This window comes from Exiguobacterium sp. s28 (assembly GCF_018618135.1).
Classification (GTDB): domain Bacteria; phylum Bacillota; class Bacilli; order Exiguobacteriales; family Exiguobacteriaceae; genus Exiguobacterium; species Exiguobacterium mexicanum_A.
In genome coordinates, this window is the sequence record NZ_JACSLL010000001.1 from 39,638 (window position 1) to 58,557 (window position 18,920).

The following is an 18,920-nucleotide window of genomic DNA, read 5'->3' on the forward strand; positions in this document are numbered from 1 at the left end:
CGTGTCACCCCCTTTTTTCTCTATGTTGGCGCATTTACTTTCTGTCAAATCCCCGTTTTGCGAGCCGTTCGAACATGACCGGGCACATTGCGTACAGTTTCGCGCCAAGTTCCATCCACCACGGGGCGTTCACTTCACGTTTCGACGCCTCGCATGCCGCGACGACGCGTTTCGCGAGACGATCGGGATTGAGCATAATCGATTTCACGCTCGCCTCGTAACGTCCGCTCTTGTCGGCCCGGAGAAAGAACGGTGTCGCGATCGGACCCGGATTGACCGTCAACACATGAATCCCTTCCGGCTTCAGTTCCAACCGAAGCGCGTTCGAGAACTGAAGTAACGCCGCCTTTGAACCGGCATAGACGGCCGACTTCGGCGTCGGTACTTTCGCCGCTTGCGAGCAGACGTTGATGATCGTGCTGCCGCGGCGCATCGACCGGGCACAGTCACGTGCGAGCATCATCGGGGCGATCGCGTTCAAGCGCATCGTCTCCTCGATGACGTCGGTCGATTGATCGACGACCCGGTCGAACTCACCGATACCGGCATTGTTCACCCAGACGTCGATCGGCCCGTATGTTCGTTCGACGTTTGCCACGAGCGTCTCGTATTCGGTACAGACGTCGGCGACGAGCCAATCGGCCGATAGTTTCGTGCCGAGTTCACGCAATCGGTCCTCACTTCGTGCAATCAATGTCAAGCGGGCACCCGCCTCATAAAAAGAATGCGCCAGCGCGGCCCCAAAGCCGCTCGACGCACCCGTGATCACAATATGTCTCATTCCACAAATTCCTCCGCTCTCATATAGATCCATTTCCCGTCCGTCAACCGTTTGACGACGCGGCCACGTTCCTCGAGCAACGTCAAGCGCGCGAACACCTCACTGAAGACGAGCGGCATCGCCCGACGCATCTTGCGGCCATAGAGGCGCATCGACCAATCGAACACGCTCAACCCGTCGACCCAATCGGCGAGCAGCAACTCACTCCGTTCATAACGCTGGGCGATGCGCGTCTCGATCAACGGTCGCGGTTTTTGAATCGGTTCCCCGTGCCCGCTCACGACGAGCTTCAAATCGACGTCTTGAAGTTTTCGGAGCGAATCGAGATACAGGACGACCGGTGAGGCAAACCCTTCCTCCTCGTACGGTTGTTCAATGAGCGGGTTCGGTTCGACCGTATCGATCAAATGATCACCCGCGATCAAGACACCGCCTGGACCAAGCAGACCGAGCTGGTCACTCGCATGACCAGGCAGATGGATCGTCTTCCATGCCCCGTCACTCGTCACATCCTGACCGTCCTCGAACGTCATCGTGACGGTCGTCGGACCGATCCAACGCAACGCTTCCCGATAATCAGGCAGTTTGTTCACAATCGACTCGGGTGTACCAAACCAGTGCGCCAAGTCGTGTAAGAACTGGTTGCCCCGTTTGATGAAGTTCGGTGTCTGTTCCAAATAGCGAACGAGCTTCTCGTGTCCATATACAGGAATCGAGGCGTCACGTAAACGCCAGGCCTGCCCTGCATGGTCGGCATGATGGTGCGTCAAAAATAAAAAATCAATATCCGCGAGATTCAGTTCGAGCTCGGCCAATTGTGTCGTCAATGAAGTCCACGCCTCTTCCGTGTCTGGTCCACAATCGACCATGAAGAAACGGTTCATATGTTCGACGACATAGACGTTCACGTTGCCGACCTCGAACGGCGTCGGTATATCGAGTCTTGCCAGTTGGCTTGAAATCCAGTTCGCCACGTCCCCACAACCCCTTCCACCTATCTTCACTCATTATACCTGTCGATCAGAATGGATTTCAATCACACAAAAAAAGGAGAGGATTTCTCCTCTCCAATCACTTATAAGTTGATGACGGTAACTTTATCGCGTGTCATCGTCTCGAGGCTGCGTCCAATCCCTTGGACCCCGAGGCCTGATTGCTTCACGCCGATGAACGGGAAGTGGTCAGGGCCGCGTTCTGTGCGACCGTTAACTTGGACTGTACCGACTTCGAGCTTGTCGGCGACCGTGAAGGCGTTGTTCACGTTTTGTGTGAACACGCTCGCTTGAAGACCGAACTCAGACTCGTTCGTGAGTTCAATCATCTCGTCGAGCGACTTGACGCGGATGACCGGCAACACCGGTCCGAACGGCTCTTCCCAAGCGACGCGCATCTCACGCGTGACGTGGTCGAGGAGCGTCGGATGAAGGAGGTTGCCGTCGCGTTCGTTTCCGTAGACGACCGTCGCTTGTTTGTTGACGGCGTCGTCAATCAAACCTTGGACGTAATCTGCCGACTTCTTGTCGATGAGTGGGACGATAAAGCTGTTATCGACCGGTGAGCCGACCGTGAGCTTCTCGACACGTTCTTTCAACATACCGACGAGTTCGTCTGCTTGATGCTCGAGCACGAATACGCGCTTGATCGCCGTACAGCGTTGTCCTGAATACGAGAACGCCCCGCTGATGATTTGATCGGCAGCCAGGGTGAGGTCCGCATCTTCGAGGACAAGGGCCGGATCTTTCCCGCCGAGTTCGAGCACGACAGGTACCATCGATGCCTGTTGCGACAAGTGTTGACCTGTCCCGGTACCACCTGTGAATGTGATCATGTCGATGCCAGGGTGTGACGTCAAGTAGTCACCGATGACCGATCCGCGTCCTGTGACGAGGTTCAATAGACCGCTCGGAAGACCTGCATCTTGAAGTGCCTCGACCATTTTCACACCGCTGATAGCGCCTTGTGTCGCTGGTTTAAACACGACCGCGTTACCAGTGATAAGAGCCGGTGCGATTTTGGCTGCTGCCAAGTTGACCGGATAGTTGAACGGCGAGATAGCGAGGACGACACCGAGTGCTTCTTTCTTGATGATCGCCATCTTGTTCTTCGAACCGCCCGGGAATGAGTCGCCTTGCATGAATCCGCCTGTGAAGCGAAGTCCTTCTTCCGCCGTATAGCGAATGATTTCTGCTGTCCGGACGACTTCTTTCTTCGCATCGCTCAAGTTTTTCCCGACTTCGCGCATGATGATTTGACCGATCTCATCTACGCGCTCATCGAGTTTGTCCGCCCAAGCGTACAACAGTTCGGCACGCTTGTTGACCGGAAGCGCCGCCCATTCCTGTTGTGCGCTTTTCGCGCCGTGAATTGCCTCATCGACTTCATCACGAGACATCGCCTGGACATGTCCGACGACTTCTTCTGTATAAGGTGAAACGAGTTCGATTGTTTCGTTCGTTGTTGATTCCTGCCATTGTCCATTAATTAAATATGGATACGTGTTCATACTCATAATCTCTATCTGCCTCCTGAGTAAGCTTTGATATCTCGTTGCCACCCCCATTGTATGCAAAATCAAATCGGTAGAACAACTATAAAGATTCAGTTTATGTAATGTAAACGGTTACTCGTCAATTTTTTGTCAATTCCGCCTCGACTTTGACACTTTCAACTGTAGATGTTCATCAAATCGACCGATAGAAAGGAAGAGAGTACGTGAACTAGGAGGGACCACCAGTGAGCATGGATCATAATATTTTACTTGAGGCAGGCACGAACGAATTAGAAATCGTCATTTTCCAATCTGGCCCGTTCATTTTCGGGATCAACGTCATGAAAGTACGTGAAATCATCACGATGCTTCCCCTCACCCCGCTACCGGGTACCCCGGAAGCGATCATGGGGCTCATCGAGCTTCGCGGCGAGGTCATGACCGTCATCGATTTACCAATGGTCATCGGTCACCCGCGTGACGTTGGAGAGAACGACCGCTTGATCGTCTGTGAGTTCAACGGAGAAAAGTCGGTGCTCCGCGTCGACCAAGTGACCGAAATTAAACGAATCTCATGGGAACAGATCGACACGCCGTCCGATCTCGCGCGCGGCATGCAAGGCATCACGAACGGGGTCGTCAAAACGGGAGACCAGATGATTATCCTTCTCGATTACGAGCGGATTGCGCTCGAATTGTCACGAAAGGATATCATGGCCCGCGAATCGGTCAAACGGCTCGGTGCCCGGGAACGGTCGAACAAACAAGTGTGGATCGCGGAAGATTCAGAGATGTTACGGACGCTCATCATCGACACGCTCGACGATGCCGGCTACTTCAACACGACGATCTTCAACAACGGAAAGGAAGCGCTCGATGCGTTCGAACAGAGCGACGTTCATTGCGACCTGCTCATCACCGACATCGAGATGCCGCAAATGGACGGCTTGCATTTGACGAAACGACTCCGTGAGATGGACCAATTCGCCGACCTGCCGATCGTCATCTTCTCTTCACTCATCTCGGATGATTTGAAGCATAAAGGCGACGCGGTCGGGGCGAACGCCCAGATCACAAAACCAGAGATCGGCATGCTGATCGCCACACTCGACGATTTTTTAGCCTGATTTGAAAAACGGGATTTCGCCTCGCGGCGGAATTCCGTTTTTCCTATGGCAACTCGTTCAAGTGGGTGTCCCATTCTTGATCGAAGCGATGCATATCGGCTTCAATCTCATCGAGAATCGGTTCGAGGTTCGACGTCTCGTTCGTCTCCCCAGCCATTTCGAGCTGATGGAATCGAGCGGCCGTCTCATCGAGCCCGACAGAATAAGAGGCCCCTTTCAACAAGTGAGCAAGTTGTTCGATTTGTTCGTGATTTTGTTCACGCACCATCTGCTTCAATTCAGGGAACTTCGCCTCGAATTGACGCACGTACGTATCGGCAATCTTTTTCAAAAATTCTTTATTTCCGCTAGCGATTTGATGGAGCTCCGCCAACTTTTCTTCGTTAAACAGAGCATTATGGGGCGTTTGTGACAACTTCATCCCTCCTTTGACTCATTCCTACTGCCATTCTTTCCCACTGTAGCATGTTTTCGAGAAAAAACAAAAAAACTCCTCCTTTTCCGATTGCACTCTCTCAATCGCCTACCTATAATTAGGTTGAGCTAAGGTAGGAGGAACATTATGCTAACGATTTACCGTACCGACGCATCTGGGCGTGTCGACGAAATCGACGACTTTGATAAAGGAAGCTGGATCCAACTCGTCAATCCGACGAAAGACGAGGCTGATCAAGTCATCGCCGCCTCCGGCATTCCTGAAGACTTCGTCTACGACCCGCTTGATATTGAAGAAAAACCACGATTTGAAAAAGATGATGAGGGGCTCCTCATGATCATCGACGTCCCGTACGTGGAAGAAGATGATACGGGACGCGCCTACAACACGATTCCACTCGGTATCATCGTCACCGGCCGACATTTCATCACCGTCTGCTCACGAGACCTCGACGTGCTCAACCTGTTCGCCAACGGAAAAGCCCGGCTGTTCCGAACGAACTATCGGAGCCGGTTCGTCTTCCAGATTTTGCACCGAGTCAGCATGACGTACTTGCGTTTCCTTCGCCAAATCGACCGGCGCATGGACGAGCTCGAGCAAGAGTTGCAACGTTCGATGCGAAATCAGGAAATCTTTCAATTGATGAACTTACAGAAGTCGCTCGTCTATTTCATGACCTCACTTAAAGCGAACGACAGCGTCCTCGACCGCATCGTCAAGACACCGAGCCTCGAGAAGCACGAGGAAGACGAGGAATTGCTCGAAGACGTGTTCGTCGAGCACCGCCAGGCGATGGAGATGGCGTCGATCTATAACGACATCATCAGCATTAAAATGGACGCCTTCGGTTCAATCATCTCGAACAACGTCAACTTCGTCATGAAATTCTTGGCCTCGATCACAATCGTGCTGAGCATCCCGACGATGATCTCTGGGATATTCGGGATGAACGTTCAAGTCCCATGGGAAGGCCAATCGATCGGTTTCGTGTTCGCGCTCGCGATGATGGTCGGCTTCTCAAGCCTCGCCTTTTATATTTTGTGGCGTAAGCGTTATTTCTAAAGAAAAGGAGGGTGTCGCCGGCTACGGTGACACCCTCTTATTTACATCAATTTGACCGTGACGAGACAAAGGTCATCGTCGATCTCGATTTTAGGAACGAGCTGTTCGGCGACATGGCGTGCGTAGTCGAGCCCGTAGGACGCGATGTCCTTCTCGAGCCAACGGATGCCGTCATCGATGTCTTTGCTGTAACATTCCATCAGCCCATCCGTATACATATGCATCGTCATACCCGGCTCGATGTCAATCACGTTTGACTCATAGTTCGGCTCCTCGAACATACCGACCGGCACTCCGGTCGTCTCGAGGCGCGTGACGCCTGTATCAGACGTCACGATGATTGGCGGATGTCCGGCGTTGACGTACTCGATTTGACGCTTCGTCGTATCGATATAGCAGTATACGGCCGTGAAGTAGCTCTGCATGTCCTCTCCCGAGAACAAGAACGTCATCTGGCGGTTCAACTCGCTCATCACATCGACCGGATATTGGACGTTGCCGACGAGGCCCGGTAAAATCGAACGAATGCCCATCGTAATCAACGCCGACGACACGCCATGCCCCATCACATCAAAGATGATGACGCCGTAGCGATCAGGTGCGACCTGGAACCAGGCATACATGTCACCGGCCAGTTTTTTAGACGGCAAATACAAGGCCCGGACGTCAATCTCATCGTTACTGATCGGTGGGGTCAAGGCACTCTGTTGAATCTTTTGCGCGAGATCGAGGTCATATTGAAGACGTGCCTCATATTTCTTCCGTTCATCCACGGCTGCTTTATAGCGAAGCGCCGAACGGATCCGTGCGAGCAGTTCCGTGATTTTAATCGGTTTCGTCGTATAATCGGACGCCTCAGCGTCAAGTCCTTCCGCAATCTGCTTTTCTTCGGTGCGGCCCGAGACCATGATCACGGGCAATTCCTCGTAACCGGTCATCTGTCGAATCCGTTTGCATGTCTCAATCCCAGAAATCCCTGGCATCTCGACATCGAGCAGGACAAGGTCGTATAGCGACGGGGCTTGCGGATCCATCAGGAGCGCGAGCGCATCTTCACCACTTGAGACCGAAATCGTCTCATAATCATGTTGATGCAATAATTGTTCGAGAACCATCGTATTGACCGGTTCGTCGTCCACAATCAAAATCGCCATAGTCATCCCTACTTTCTCTGTCAGTGTTCTTCTGCATATTATTGTATCATATCTAATCGCCTCATTAGGTATTTCAATGCTGTGACAGTTCGAAGTACCCGAAAGATGGAGAATCTCTTTCGTTTTTGGCATACTAGAAGTACGAAAGCGAGGAATGGCCCATGGGATGGATTTTTGCAGTGAGCGGTTTGATTATCTTGCTCGTCTTGATTGCCTCGATCGTCGTCATTCAAAAAGGATACGCCTACAAGGACAACAAAGACGACATCGTGCTCGATTACGAGGAAATTAACCGCCGCATCACCGAAGATGAGCAGCAGAAAAAATAAGAGCCATCCACGACGGATGGCTCTTATTTTTTATTTAAATTCTAATCGGAGCGCCCCTTTTTCAAGATAGAGCGCAGCGTCGAACGTCTTGTCCCCTTTTTTGAACGTATGCACGTTCGACTGGCCGCCGTTGATCATCTGTTTCAGCTCATCCTTGGCAATCCCGACGCCGAGCACTTGTTTCGACATCGTGAACTTGCATCCTTCGCGATAACCGCTGCAGCCGATAAACTTCGGATGCTCGACGAGCCCTTTGCCGCAGCTCGGACAGATGCCGAACGACGCTTTTGGCCGTGCCGCAGATTTTTTCCCGAAACGTCTTGCTTCGATCGTGTAGCCTTCCGGGTTTGCCGACTCGACACGCGCTTTCGCCTCTTCGACGAGATGAATCGACATCTTTTTCGCCTGTTCGATAAACTCGGCGGCGGATGCCGATGCCTGTCCAATCTCATGGAGCCGCTTCTCCCACTTCGCTGTCATGGCCGGCGAGGCGAGGATGCTGTCGCCGAGCACATCGATCAAGAGACGGCCCTTGTCGGTCGGGACGAGCTCTTTCTTTTGCAGGTCGACATAACCCCGTTTTTTCAATCCGTCGATAATATTGGCCCGCGTGGCCTCGGTGCCGAGCCCTTCGACTTCTTTCATGATGTGAATCAGTTCCTCATCATCGAGTTGCTTGCCGGCCACTTTCATCGCCATGATCAGTGCCCCTTCCGTATACCGTTTCGGTGGCTCCGTCTGTTTCGATAATACTTCGACTTTTTTTTCGGTCAACGGTTCACCGACCGTAAGTGCCGGGAGCTCCACGTCCTTGGACTTCATCTCGACGACTTGCCGGTACCCGGGGCTGACGACGACCGTCCCTTTCGCCCGGTATAGGTCGTCCCCGTCCATGAGGTCGACCGTCGTCTTCTCAAGCTTCGCCGGAGGGGCGAACGCCGCAAGAAAGCGACGGTTAATCAAATCGTATAGTTTTGCCTCGTCCCCGCTGAGCCGAGCCACATCGCCACACGCCTCCGTCGGGATGATCGCATAGTGATCACTGACCTTTTTCGCATTGACGTAGCGACTGTTTCGCGACGGATTCTCGGTCAACACGTCCTGAAGTCCGGCATAGGCCGCGGACTTCAACAGCCGGGCTTTCGTCTGCGGGAACAGTGTCGCTTCGTCCGGTGTGACGAAGCTCGAGTCGGTTCGTGGATAACTGATCCACCCTTTTGTATACAACTTTTGAGCGATATCGAGCGTCTTCTTCGCCCCAAAGCCGAACCGCTTGCCGGCCTCGGCCTGCAAACCCGATAAACTGAACCAAAACGGCGGGTATTCCGTCTTGTCCTCTTTGTCAATCGAACGGACAATCGCTGTCCCGGTCGCCCGGTTGACGACCGCATCGGCTTGTTCGCGTGTCTTCAGTTTCGTCGTCTTCCCGAGCGTGTATTTCGCTTTGAACGTGCCACGTCCTTTTTGAAGTGTCGCCTCGACCTCGAAATACGGCTCTGGGACGAACTGTTTAATCTCACGTTCACGATTGACGATCAAAGCGAGCGTCGGCGTCTGGACACGACCGAGCGAGAACACGTCCTCGATACCGATCGTCTTCAACAGCGTCGTATATGCCCTTGAGGCGTTCATACCGACGAGCCAGTCGGCACAAGCACGACTCATCGCCTCATGATAATAAGGGACGGTCTGGTCGCCGGGCAACAGTTCGGCGAAACCACGTTCGACCGCCTGTTCGGTCAAACTTGAGATCCAAAGGCGTGACAACGGTTTTTTATTGCCAGCGAGTCGTAAAATGAGCCGGACAATCGCTTCTCCTTCTCGCTCGGCATCGGACGCGATGATGATATCGGTGATGGAGCGATCGTGCAGCCATTTTTTGATCGTCTGGAACGGTTTCGATTTACCTTTCGAGATGCGATAGTCGAATCGGTCCGGCACAATCGGGAGCGACTCATATTTCCACGACTTCCATTCCGGTTTATAGTGGGACGGTTCTTGAAGCTCGCATAAGTGACCGACCGCCCACACGACGATGGCACCTTCCGGGAAACGGGCGCAAGAAGCAATCTCAATCTCGTCTTTTTTCTTTTTTGATGGATACGGCGCAGCCAGTTTTTGAGCCTGCGACGGTTTCTCCGCGATGATTAGTCTCATAGGATCCCTACTTTCAAAGTCATCCGAAATATCTCGTCGGAACGACACTTTCGAGAAAGAATGTATTTTCTTATCTATTCTATAATATCATTAGAAGAGTATGTACAACATAAAGGGGGATGTCGATTGTCTTATCTCATTTTATTCGCCGCTGTATTTTTCTTGTCGACGAGCGTATTATTCGTCAAATGGACGTCCGCGCCGGCCGAAACGGCCGCGTTTTACCGAATGCTGATCACGTGTCTGATGTTGTTGCCGTTTGTCGACTTCAAGTCACTCATCGGGACGCGTCTCATGACGAGATATGCCTTGTTGCTCAGCGGGACGTTGCTGGCGTTCCACTTTTGGCTCTGGTTTTTATCGCTCGATTATACGACCGTCGCGAGTTCAACGTTATTCGTGACGTCGAGTCCGATTTTCGTTTTAATCGGGAACGCCTTGATTTTTAAAAAGAATCCGACCCGAAAAGGTTTAGCCTTTGCACTCATCGCCGTCCTTGGGGGCATGCTTGTCGCGGCGGGTGACATCCAACTTGGACGCGAAGCGCTCTTCGGGGACCTGCTCGCCTTAATCGCCGCCCTTCTTATCGCCGGCTATTGGCTCGTCGGTCAACACGTCCGGACCGAGATGAACACGAATACTTACTCGTTCAGCGTCTATCTCGTCGCGACGGTCGTCCTCTGCTTCATGCTCCTCGTGCGGGGGACGACGTTCACCGCGTTCGAATCGGTCAACTGGTGGTATTTCCTCGCCCTCGCCTTCTTCCCGACGATTTTAGGGCATAACTTGTTCAACTATGCGCTCGCCCGGGTCAGTGCCACCGTCGTCAGCATCACCATCCTTGGCGAGGCACTGTGGGGCATGCTGTTCGGGTTCGTCTTCTTCGACGAACGTCTCGGCGTGATGCAATGGATCGGCGCGGCCGTCCTGCTCGGCGGAATCTATTTGTTCCTAAAAGAAGACGCCCGTTCCACCAGAACGGACGTCGCTTTATAAATTGGTCGCTTTCGCTTCGACTTCTTCCTCAGACGGGCGGAACAATAACTTGCGGTCCCACACCGCCATACCGACCGCCGTCAAGAAGGTCATGGCATCGGCGATTGGAAACGCGAGCCACACCCCGAACACGCCGAAGAAGTTCGGCAAGATGAAGACGAGCGGAATCGTATAGAGCGTTTGGCGCGACAGTGACAAGAACATCGCGACACGAGCCTTTCCGAGCGATTGATAAATGCCGTTGATGAGCATTTGCACGCTCGGGAGAAACGAGACGGCGAACAACACATGGATGGCCGTCACCCCGCCGGCAATCAAGTTCGCGTCGGTCGTGAACATCCGCATGAGCTGTTCCGGAATCAACTGGAGCGTCAGCCAGATGATGACCGCGATGGCAATCCCGACCCGCAACGCCGTCCAAATCGTCTCGCGCATCCGGTCGAATTGTCTGGCCCCGAAATTGTACCCGACGATCGGCTGCATGCCTTGAACGATGCCCATGATCGGCATCCCGACGAGCGCCATGAATTTATTGATGATCGCAAAGATGGCGAGCTCCTCGGTGCCACCATACGTTCCGAGCATGACGTTGACGCCGACGAATAGAATCGATTGCGACACCATCATGATGAATGAGGACGACCCAATCGCCATAATCTCTTTTAATTCGCCGAACCGTAGTCGAAACTTCCGCCATTGGAAGTCGAGCTCGGTCCGGCGATTTTTTTTCGCGAAGAAGAACCGAAGCATGAGGACCGATCCGACGACTTGGGCGAGCGCAGTCGACCAGGCCGCACCGTAAATGCCCCAGTCGAACGTGAAGATGAATAGCGGTGTCGTCACCAAATTGACGACGACGGTCGTGAGCATCACTTTCATCTGATAGGGCGCTTGCCCTTCAGCCCGTACCATCGCGCTCGCCGCGAGTGTGAACATGAAGAACGGCGAGCTGATCAGCACGACAGATAAGTATTGACGGCTCAGTTCCATGATGGCCGACGTCGCTCCGAACACTGTCAAAATGTCATCTAACATGAAAAAGGCGGAACTGACTGCGAAGGCCGCAAACACCCCGACGAGGACGAGGACGTTCAAAAACGTGACGGCGGCACCGGCATCATCCCCTTTACCTAGTTTCCGTGAACTGATCGAGGCGCCGCCCAACCCGACCGCGCTCGAGACGGCCATGAGAATCATCTGGATCGGGAAAGCGATCCCGATGGCGGCCACGGCGGTCGCCCCGATGCCGCGGGCGACGAAGATCGTATCGATGATATTGTAGAGCGCCGTCACCAGCATGCCGATCATCGCAGGTAGCGACAGCTTGAATAGCAGGCGTCCGATCGGGTCGGTCCGGAGCTGCTCCGTATTTTGATTCATGCTTCCATCCCCTTTTTCGTCTATGTTAATAGGGTAGCAAGATTGGATGGAACGGTCGACTATGTTGTCTTACCGGATGTGTCAGACCGGGCTCGGCACTGGAGGGCTCACGACGCCGGCTTTTCGTTTGCGCATAATGAAATCGGTCACGACCGGCTGCTCGACTTTGACGCGCACCGTCATCATCGCCTGGTTCGCCGTCTCAAGTCTTTCTCCCGACTCATCGTACAGCTCATCGATTCGCTGGGAGAAACGGACGAAGCCGGGGCCGAAGAACTCGACTTCTTCTCCGCGTCGGAAATGGTTCCGCTGCTCGAGTGTTGCCATTTGTGTCGTCGGATCATAGGAGATGACGCGTGCCGCAAATGCATATTGCGGGATGGCGCGCGGCTTGCCGAACAGTTGCTCGTTCTCGGTCGGGACGCCGTAATAGAATCCGGTCGCGAGTTCTCGTTGTGCCGCTTTCCAAATTTCTTCTTCCCACGCCGGGTCGAACTCGAACCCTTCAGGATCGGCGCAGTAGGCGTCGATGACTTGACGGTAGACGTTACAGACGGTTGCCACATAGTGAATCGATTTCATCCGTCCCTCAATTTTCAAGCTGTCGACGCCAGCATCGACCAAGTCCGGGATGTGGCGTACCATCGCCAAATCGACCGAGCTCATCGAGAACGGTTCCTCGTCGCGTGCCGCCATCTCGTCGGTCAACAGCTCGTCCGCCTCGAAGAAACCATATTTCCAACGACAAGATTGGGCACAGCCACCCCGGTTCGCATCGCGGAGCGCCATATGATTTGATAACGTGCAACGCCCCGAGTACGAGATGCACATCGCCCCATGGATGAACGTCTCGATTTCGACATCGACTTGCCGTTTCATTTCTTTGATTTCCTCCATCGAAACTTCGCGGGCGAGGACGATTCGCTCCAATCCTTCCTCTTGCCAGAAACGGAGTGTCTCGTAATTTGTTGCTGACGCCTGCGTCGACAAGTGGACCGGAAGTCCCGGTGCATCCGTGAGGCACACCTCGATCATGGCCGGATCGGACACGATGACGGCATCGATGCCGATATCGCGAAGCTTGCAAAAGAACTCGCCAGCACCGTCGATATCCCCTTCATGCGTCACCATGTTGGCCGCGACATACACTTTTGCGCCACGAGCATGGGCGAACGCGACTCCTTCGGCCATCTCTTCATAACCGAAGTTACCCGCCCGGGAACGGAGCCCGAACTGTTGCCCCCCGATAAAGACCGCATCGGCCCCGTACAAAATCGCCATCTTCAATTTTTCTAAGTTCCCAGCTGGTGCTAATAGTTCTGGACGTTTTTTCATCTCGGTTCCCTCACTTGATCTCTTCTGGATTTCGTAACAACAGTCCGGTCCCGAGCCGGAATTGTTCAGGTTGGAGTTCGGCGAGACGCCGTTCCATGCCATGACGGTCGAACCGCCCGTTCAATAGATCCGACCGGGCTTTATCGAACAGACGGACGATGTCGACGAACGCATCGCCCGCATGCCAGCCTTCGAGTTTCCACGTGTGCAACCCGCCCTTCAAGAGCGTGGGCAATTGTCCCATGAGTGTCAAATCTTCAGAGAAGACGTGCGTACCGTTGTCGTCTTGATAGACGGGGTAGCGACTGTCCGCATCCGACGGTTCGCTCACATAATACTCTCGTGCTTCTGCCAATGTGTTCGACCGGCCGATCTCGTTGAAGTAGTTCGTCAAGAGCGGACGTTTCGAATGATGGATGCACGTCGGGCCATACACTTGCACTTCGACCGGCAAACCGATCTGTTGTTGGATCATCCCGAGTTCGGTCAACGTCACTTCACGGGCTGCGATCGCCCCGATGGCGTCACGCTTCCCCCAAAACTGAATGTGTCTCGCCGACGTGACGAGCGTTTGAGCATCATACCAATAGGGGATATTGGCATTACGGATCAGACGGATGGCGCCAGGGTCGCCTGCCGTCACACTGTCGATTCCGATCGCTTTGAGTTCCTGCAAATATTCAGGGAGCGTCTCGATCTGCTCGTTATGCATCAAGTTATTGACAGCGACCGTCACTTCTTTGCCGTATCGGTGGGCTACTGCTGTGACTTCTCGCACAGCCGGAAGTGACCAGTCACCTTTGTGGCGTAACCCGTATTTTGAATCTCCGATATAGATGCGGTCGGAGCCCGCCATGATTAGCGCCTCTGCTTGCTCGACGCTTTGTGCCGTAGTCACTAGCTGAATCATCATTTGCTTTCTTCTCCTCACTTTGTGAGTCTAATCACATATTCTTGCTATACTCTAGCACACGTTTTGATGTGGTGGCCGTGCAGGAATTTAACAACTCGTGAAGAAATCAGTAACAAAGTATGACTTTTTACATCGAAGGAGTGGACGATTTTGACAAAAACCGCCTTAATTACTGGAGCCTCGACCGGAATTGGCCTCGATCTTGCCGTTTTAGCGGCCCGGGACGGGTTTGACTGTATCCTCGTGTCTCGCAACGAGCCCCGTTTGCACGAATTGAAAAAAGTACTGGAGAAGCGGTACCGTGTCCACGTGCACGTATTCGCCCTCGACTTGTCTGAACATCAGGCCGCAAAACGACTGACAAACGCGATTGAAGACGCCGGACTGACGGTCGACTTTTTAATCAACAACGCCGGTTTCGGGACGGCCGGCGAGTTCATCGACCTCGACGCCGAGACCGAGGCCGAAGAGGTCCGCTTGAACGTCAACGCCTTGACCGAACTGACGAAAGCCTACTTACCTGGCATGGTCGAGCGAAATCATGGTTATGTCTTAAATGTCGCCTCAGTCGCCGCCTTCCAACCTGGCCCTTACATGGCGGTCTATTATGCGACGAAAGCGTACGTGTTGTCACTCACCGAGGCGCTCCATGCCGAAGTGAAAGGAACAGGTGTGAACGTGAGCGTCCTGTGCCCGGGACCGACCGATACCGGTTTCTTCAATCGTGCCGGCAGCGAAATGATGGTGTCGAAAATGCCGTCCCACCTCGTCGCCTTCTTCGGCTATAAAGGCGTCATGAATAACAAACGCGTGGTCGTTCCCGGCGTCTCGAACCAGTTGCTCGTGGCCGCGGCCAAACTCATGCCTAGGGCGGTCAGCCTCGAGATCTTGCGCCGGTTCCAAAAACCGTCAAATGCCGGAACGGAAGATGTGCCGACGACCTGACAATCATAATCAATAAAAAGGAGGAGGTTCCCGTTGTGGGACCTCCTCCTTTTACGTATAGTGATTGTTCAATGTCGAGCCAACTGCACCATGCGCCGAATCAGTGAAACACCCGGAATACACACCATCAGAGCCGTCGCCACGACGACTGCCCAGGCCAACACGCTCTCGAGCGTGACCGCTCGCTCGGCCAGTCCGTCAAGGACGCGTCCCCCTTGTACAGACAGGACGATCATTAGTGCAGGCCATACACTCGCGCCGAAAATACTGAGCATCCCATAGCGCGTTCGAATGAGACGACGAGACATCAACAATAAATTGAGTCCCATAAACAACAGTCCAATGAAAAGAAACCAACCGATTTCAACTAGATTGACGTATCCGCTCATGCACGCGTCACCTCACTCGGTGTGATATCTACTTGTTACCCGTCTTCTCGTACAAATATGCGAACGAACAGATCGTGCAATAAGACGAGAAAGACGGCATTCCCGATGCCATGGGCCATATCGAACGGCAAACTGAGCACGAGCAATTTGACGAAGTCGACCCCGATCACCTCGGCGAAGGACAGGTTGGCCGTCCATCCGAATAAAAAGCCGGCCCCGAGACCGACGGCGGCAAGGAACAACCGGGAGCGACGGAGCAATGGCTTCAAGAACGAGACGACGACGACGACAAGGAGCCACCCTAAAAATTGAAACAGAACGAACGGGCCGACCCCGAGCAACAGACCTGATAAAATCGGAACGAACAATGCCAACATGGCCCCACTCGTGAATCCAAAATAAAGGGTCGTCAGCATGAGCAGCGCTGTCGAAGGTTGGACATTCGGGATGGCCACGAACAGCCAACGTCCGATGACCGCGAGAGCGAGAATTTGCGTCAAGACGGCAATCGGGGCGTCACTCCGTTCGAACCTCGACATGACCCCCGCTGCAATCAAGAGGATGAGGACATATGTGACCATAGCGCACTCCGTTTCATATAGTCGCTGCGATCCCCATCAAAGACGAGCATCCCGTTCGACAGGCAAATGATGCGGTCTGCCGCCTGAATCAGTTGCTCGTCATGGGTGGCACACATGATGTGCGCCGTCCCGGCTTTCTCGATTAACGCCCGTTCAAACTGAGAGCGCTCTTGCTCGGTCAAGCCCACGCTTGGCTCGTCCAACAAGAACAGAGATGCCTCAGAATCGAATATGGCTTGCAGTTGAGCGAGGCGACGATTCGTCGCATGCGGGAACGGACCAAACTCTTGCTCGGCCGGTAAATAAACCGGCCGCTCGGTCCATTTGACCTTCCCATACAACGGACGCACGCTTTTGGCAATCAATTCGAGCAACGTCGACTTCCCGCTGCCATTCGTACCGATACAGACGGTCAGACCCGGGCCCTTCATTTCGTAAGACACATGCTCGACCGCATAGGACGCCTGTAACGGGTGGCGATAGGACACGTCCGTGACGATAAGTTGAGGCTGATTCATGGTCGGATTGACGTGAAACGCGCCGGACGGACTATGTTCGCGCGCCCTATCCGTGTAAGCAATCCGAACGCCGAGCCCGGTCAGCCTGCTGAGCAACATCGTTAAATGCTCGACCCGAAACCGATCTAAATGTCGAAACGGCTCAATCAAGACGAGCGCCTCGGCTGAATCGGCGAGGGCGTGAGCGATGCGGACGAGTTGCCGTTCTCCACTTGAGCACTCATCGAATCGCTTATGAAATAGATGATCGATTTGAAGAATGGCAGCCAGTTCGGCTCCTCGCAGGGCGTCACTCCCAGAAATGAGCGATGAAACCTTCCCGGCAAGCGGGGTATCAAGGCGGATGACTCGCGCTCGTTCTTCCCTCACCCACTCATCGAATTCATCATGTCCGTCTGTCAAGGATAACCAACGCATCGCGCAACCCTCCTTTCGTCAAATATGGATACAGTAACCACACGACCGGCACTCCCATCGAGGCGATCGCCACGAAACCGAGCAAGACGAGGCATTGGACGGTGTCATGCCGTTCGAAACGTCGCATTCGATTCGTCACATACACCGGTTCAAGGCGTTGACTGTCGATACCGACCACGATCGCCTCTTGCCACTCGCGCCTCGGATGGCTCGCAATGGATAATCGCACCGCCCGCTCCATCGACGGGACGAGGGCCCATCCCCCATAGAGCAACCGGGTCGAACGCGGCCATCTGTTCAAGAACGGAAGCAATCGTTCGAGTCGCATGAACCGGTTCACCCAGATCATACCGAACAAAAATGTGGCTAATGGAATCAATTGATTCGTGATGCCCATGAGAGAGACGTTCCACCCAAAAACAATCGGTGCAAACGAGATCAACATGAACGCGGCCAAAACACCGAGCGTCGCCAGCGGAAACCGTCGTTCGAGGAGCAACAGGCCGACAAGTCCAAGAAGGAACCAGACCGAGTCATTTAAATAAGTCAGGATGAACAGATGGGCCACTAAGAAGAAAAGGAGCGTGACCGGATGTCTGCGCTCCCAATCTGCCTTATTCGAAGAAAGAAATCGCATCTTCTTCGAAACGCCATTGAATAATATCGGTCGATTCGACTTCTTTGGCCCCAGCGCCTTCGTCGCCCGGGCTTCCATTAAAGGCGTAGACCCAGCCCGACGATTGACCGGCCGACTTCTCTTGAATGCCGTCGATCGCCGTCACGTACGTCATCTCCCCGCTACCGACCGATTCGATGTCGAGTTCAGTCGCTTCAAGGGCATCGAGCACTGTCGCCCCGTCCTCTAAACAGACGCTCTTCTCATGGAACAACGTCTCCTCGGTCGCAGCATCATAAACGGAAATCGTCGGTTTGACGTCACAGGCCGCATCTCCGTTCGTCGTTTCTTCCCCGCCGCATGCGGTCAAAAGTGGGACGAGTAAACTCATCAAGAGCAGTTTTTTCATTGGTCGGTCAAATCCTCTCGTTGATGGATAGAATAATTGTATAGAATCGTATATTTTTCACCAGTCGTCCGGCCTTCTTGACTGAGCCCAGACAATTGGATGCTGTTGGCGAGCACAGGTTCTCGTTGCAACCAGAACTTGACGAGCCGGCGATCACGATTGATCATGAGCATCGACTCGTTCTCGAACGTGTACATGTCGTACAGGCCGTCAAACGAGAACTGGAGAAGCGGCGCGTCGACTCGGTCCGCAAATTCAGACCAAGGCGTGTCGCGTACGGCATCGAGCATATGTTCAAAGTCGACCAGCTTCTCGAAAAACGCACTTCCCGAGTCCATGTTCAGTTCGTCGACTTGGCGATACGACAACTCACCGGACTCGTCATAGTTGATTCGAATCTGTTGAAACGAGTTCGAGCGCTCGACCATGAGCAAATATTCGAGCGAGCGGAGTTCCCCGTCCTCGGTGAACACCATCTTGCTTCGGTCGAGTTTAATCGAGTCACTATTGATGCGACGTAAGATATTGTCCGTCATCCGGTCAAATGTCTCGTCTTGAATCGACACCGCCCCGATTTGTTGCGACTCGGCCCGGAACTCAGATTGATCAAACAACGGGACGAACAACAAGACGATGAAGAAAAAGAAGCCGACGAGCGCACCGTACCATTTATAGCGGCTATTTCGTTTCGGAAAAAACAAGAATGACATGAGAAAACCGATGGGGATATGGAACCCGCCAATCGGGAACGACACGATTCCGAGCAAAGAGAAAAATAAAAATTTAAAGAAAAAGTTCGGTTCGGGTTCTTTCAGTTGATTCAAGCGTAAACCTAGCAACGTACTGATGACAAAAAATCCAAGCCATACGTATAGTTGTACTGTCAC

Annotated in this window: 20 protein-coding genes; 5 read left to right on the forward strand and 15 right to left on the reverse strand. The window is 53.4% G+C overall.

The window, feature by feature from the left end:
• Window positions 1-34: 34 nt before the first annotated feature.
• The 3 genes from KNP78_RS00225 to KNP78_RS00235 all read right to left on the reverse strand — a co-directional run bounded on the left by KNP78_RS00225 (window position 35) and on the right by KNP78_RS00235 (window position 3,293).
• Complete coding sequence (locus KNP78_RS00225; RefSeq protein ID WP_034777889.1) at window positions 35-781, reverse strand: SDR family NAD(P)-dependent oxidoreductase; 747 nt, start codon at window positions 779-781, stop codon at window positions 35-37.
• Window positions 778-1,755, reverse strand: coding sequence for an MBL fold metallo-hydrolase (locus KNP78_RS00230; protein WP_214707548.1), 978 nt, complete (start codon window positions 1,753-1,755; stop codon window positions 778-780). The genes KNP78_RS00225 and KNP78_RS00230 overlap by 4 nt, the downstream gene beginning before the upstream one ends.
• 101 nt (window positions 1,756-1,856) lie before the next feature.
• On the reverse strand, window positions 1,857-3,293 hold the full coding sequence (locus KNP78_RS00235) for an NADP-dependent glyceraldehyde-3-phosphate dehydrogenase (protein WP_214823224.1): 1,437 nt from the start codon (window positions 3,291-3,293) through the stop codon (window positions 1,857-1,859).
• 227 nt (window positions 3,294-3,520) lie between these two features.
• Here KNP78_RS00235 and KNP78_RS00240 point away from each other — a divergent pair, with 227 nt between their 5' ends.
• Window positions 3,521-4,396, forward strand: coding sequence for a chemotaxis protein CheV (locus tag KNP78_RS00240; RefSeq protein ID WP_214823225.1), 876 nt, complete (start codon window positions 3,521-3,523; stop codon window positions 4,394-4,396).
• 43 nt (window positions 4,397-4,439) lie between these two features.
• Here the strand turns inward: KNP78_RS00240 and KNP78_RS00245 are convergent, their stop codons facing one another.
• Window positions 4,440-4,817, reverse strand: a complete 378-nt coding sequence (locus KNP78_RS00245) for an Hpt domain-containing protein (protein WP_214823097.1) — start codon at window positions 4,815-4,817, stop codon at window positions 4,440-4,442.
• 141 nt (window positions 4,818-4,958) lie between these two features.
• On the opposite strand from KNP78_RS00245, the gene KNP78_RS00250 reads away from it, so the two are divergent.
• Entirely contained in the window at window positions 4,959-5,894 is a 936-nt protein-coding gene (locus KNP78_RS00250; RefSeq protein WP_034777898.1) for a magnesium transporter CorA family protein, read from the forward strand.
• Between the two features lie 41 nt (window positions 5,895-5,935).
• Here KNP78_RS00250 and KNP78_RS00255 read toward each other — a convergent pair whose 3' ends face one another.
• The gene (locus KNP78_RS00255) at window positions 5,936-7,048 is read right to left on the reverse strand and encodes a PP2C family protein-serine/threonine phosphatase (protein WP_138859306.1); all 1,113 of its coding nucleotides are present in this window, start codon (window positions 7,046-7,048) and stop codon (window positions 5,936-5,938) included.
• A 161-nt stretch (window positions 7,049-7,209) separates the two neighbouring features.
• On the opposite strand from KNP78_RS00255, the gene ytzI reads away from it, so the two are divergent.
• Window positions 7,210-7,377, forward strand: coding sequence for a YtzI protein (gene ytzI, locus KNP78_RS00260; protein ID WP_131436521.1), 168 nt, complete (start codon window positions 7,210-7,212; stop codon window positions 7,375-7,377).
• Between the two features lie 30 nt (window positions 7,378-7,407).
• On the opposite strand, the gene KNP78_RS00265 is transcribed toward ytzI, so the two are convergent.
• Window positions 7,408-9,534: a DNA topoisomerase III gene (locus KNP78_RS00265; protein WP_214823098.1), complete on the reverse strand. Its 2,127-nt coding sequence runs from the start codon at window positions 9,532-9,534 to the stop codon at window positions 7,408-7,410.
• A 126-nt stretch (window positions 9,535-9,660) separates the two neighbouring features.
• Here KNP78_RS00265 and KNP78_RS00270 point away from each other — a divergent pair, with 126 nt between their 5' ends.
• Complete coding sequence (locus KNP78_RS00270) at window positions 9,661-10,530, forward strand: DMT family transporter (protein ID WP_138859304.1); 870 nt, start codon at window positions 9,661-9,663, stop codon at window positions 10,528-10,530.
• On the opposite strand, the gene KNP78_RS00275 is transcribed toward KNP78_RS00270, so the two are convergent.
• The 3 genes from KNP78_RS00275 to KNP78_RS00285 form a co-directional block, all read right to left on the reverse strand.
• Window positions 10,525-11,910, reverse strand: a complete 1,386-nt coding sequence (locus KNP78_RS00275) for an MATE family efflux transporter (protein WP_034777906.1) — start codon at window positions 11,908-11,910, stop codon at window positions 10,525-10,527. The genes KNP78_RS00270 and KNP78_RS00275 overlap by 6 nt on opposite strands.
• 81 nt (window positions 11,911-11,991) lie before the next feature.
• On the reverse strand, window positions 11,992-13,245 hold the full coding sequence (locus KNP78_RS00280) for a peptidase U32 family protein (protein ID WP_138859303.1): 1,254 nt from the start codon (window positions 13,243-13,245) through the stop codon (window positions 11,992-11,994).
• Between the two features lie 10 nt (window positions 13,246-13,255).
• Window positions 13,256-14,158 carry a peptidase U32 family protein gene (locus KNP78_RS00285; protein ID WP_084592826.1) on the reverse strand — a complete coding sequence of 301 codons (903 nt, stop codon included), beginning with the start codon at window positions 14,156-14,158 and terminating at the stop codon, window positions 13,256-13,258.
• A 150-nt stretch (window positions 14,159-14,308) separates the two neighbouring features.
• On the opposite strand from KNP78_RS00285, the gene KNP78_RS00290 reads away from it, so the two are divergent.
• Window positions 14,309-15,103: an SDR family NAD(P)-dependent oxidoreductase gene (locus KNP78_RS00290; RefSeq protein ID WP_251128396.1), complete on the forward strand. Its 795-nt coding sequence runs from the start codon at window positions 14,309-14,311 to the stop codon at window positions 15,101-15,103.
• Between the two features lie 68 nt (window positions 15,104-15,171).
• Here KNP78_RS00290 and KNP78_RS00295 read toward each other — a convergent pair whose 3' ends face one another.
• Genes KNP78_RS00295 through KNP78_RS00320 form a run of 6 tightly spaced genes read right to left on the reverse strand, consistent with a single transcriptional unit; the run spans window position 15,172 to window position 18,920 of the window.
• Entirely contained in the window at window positions 15,172-15,492 is a 321-nt protein-coding gene (locus KNP78_RS00295) for a hypothetical protein (protein ID WP_214823099.1), read from the reverse strand.
• A gap of 35 nt (window positions 15,493-15,527) precedes the next feature.
• Window positions 15,528-16,073, reverse strand: a complete 546-nt coding sequence (locus tag KNP78_RS00300) for a hypothetical protein (protein ID WP_214763205.1) — start codon at window positions 16,071-16,073, stop codon at window positions 15,528-15,530.
• Window positions 16,046-17,008 carry an ATP-binding cassette domain-containing protein gene (locus KNP78_RS00305; RefSeq protein ID WP_214823100.1) on the reverse strand — a complete coding sequence of 321 codons (963 nt, stop codon included), beginning with the start codon at window positions 17,006-17,008 and terminating at the stop codon, window positions 16,046-16,048. The genes KNP78_RS00300 and KNP78_RS00305 overlap by 28 nt, the downstream gene beginning before the upstream one ends.
• Window positions 16,977-17,645: a hypothetical protein gene (locus KNP78_RS00310; RefSeq protein WP_214823101.1), complete on the reverse strand. Its 669-nt coding sequence runs from the start codon at window positions 17,643-17,645 to the stop codon at window positions 16,977-16,979. The genes KNP78_RS00305 and KNP78_RS00310 overlap by 32 nt, the downstream gene beginning before the upstream one ends.
• Window positions 17,623-18,033: a DUF4430 domain-containing protein gene (locus KNP78_RS00315; protein ID WP_214823102.1), complete on the reverse strand. Its 411-nt coding sequence runs from the start codon at window positions 18,031-18,033 to the stop codon at window positions 17,623-17,625. Before KNP78_RS00315 ends, KNP78_RS00310 begins: the two co-directional genes overlap by 23 nt.
• Window positions 18,030-18,920, reverse strand: coding sequence for a hypothetical protein (locus KNP78_RS00320; RefSeq protein WP_138859295.1), 891 nt, complete (start codon window positions 18,918-18,920; stop codon window positions 18,030-18,032). Before KNP78_RS00320 ends, KNP78_RS00315 begins: the two co-directional genes overlap by 4 nt.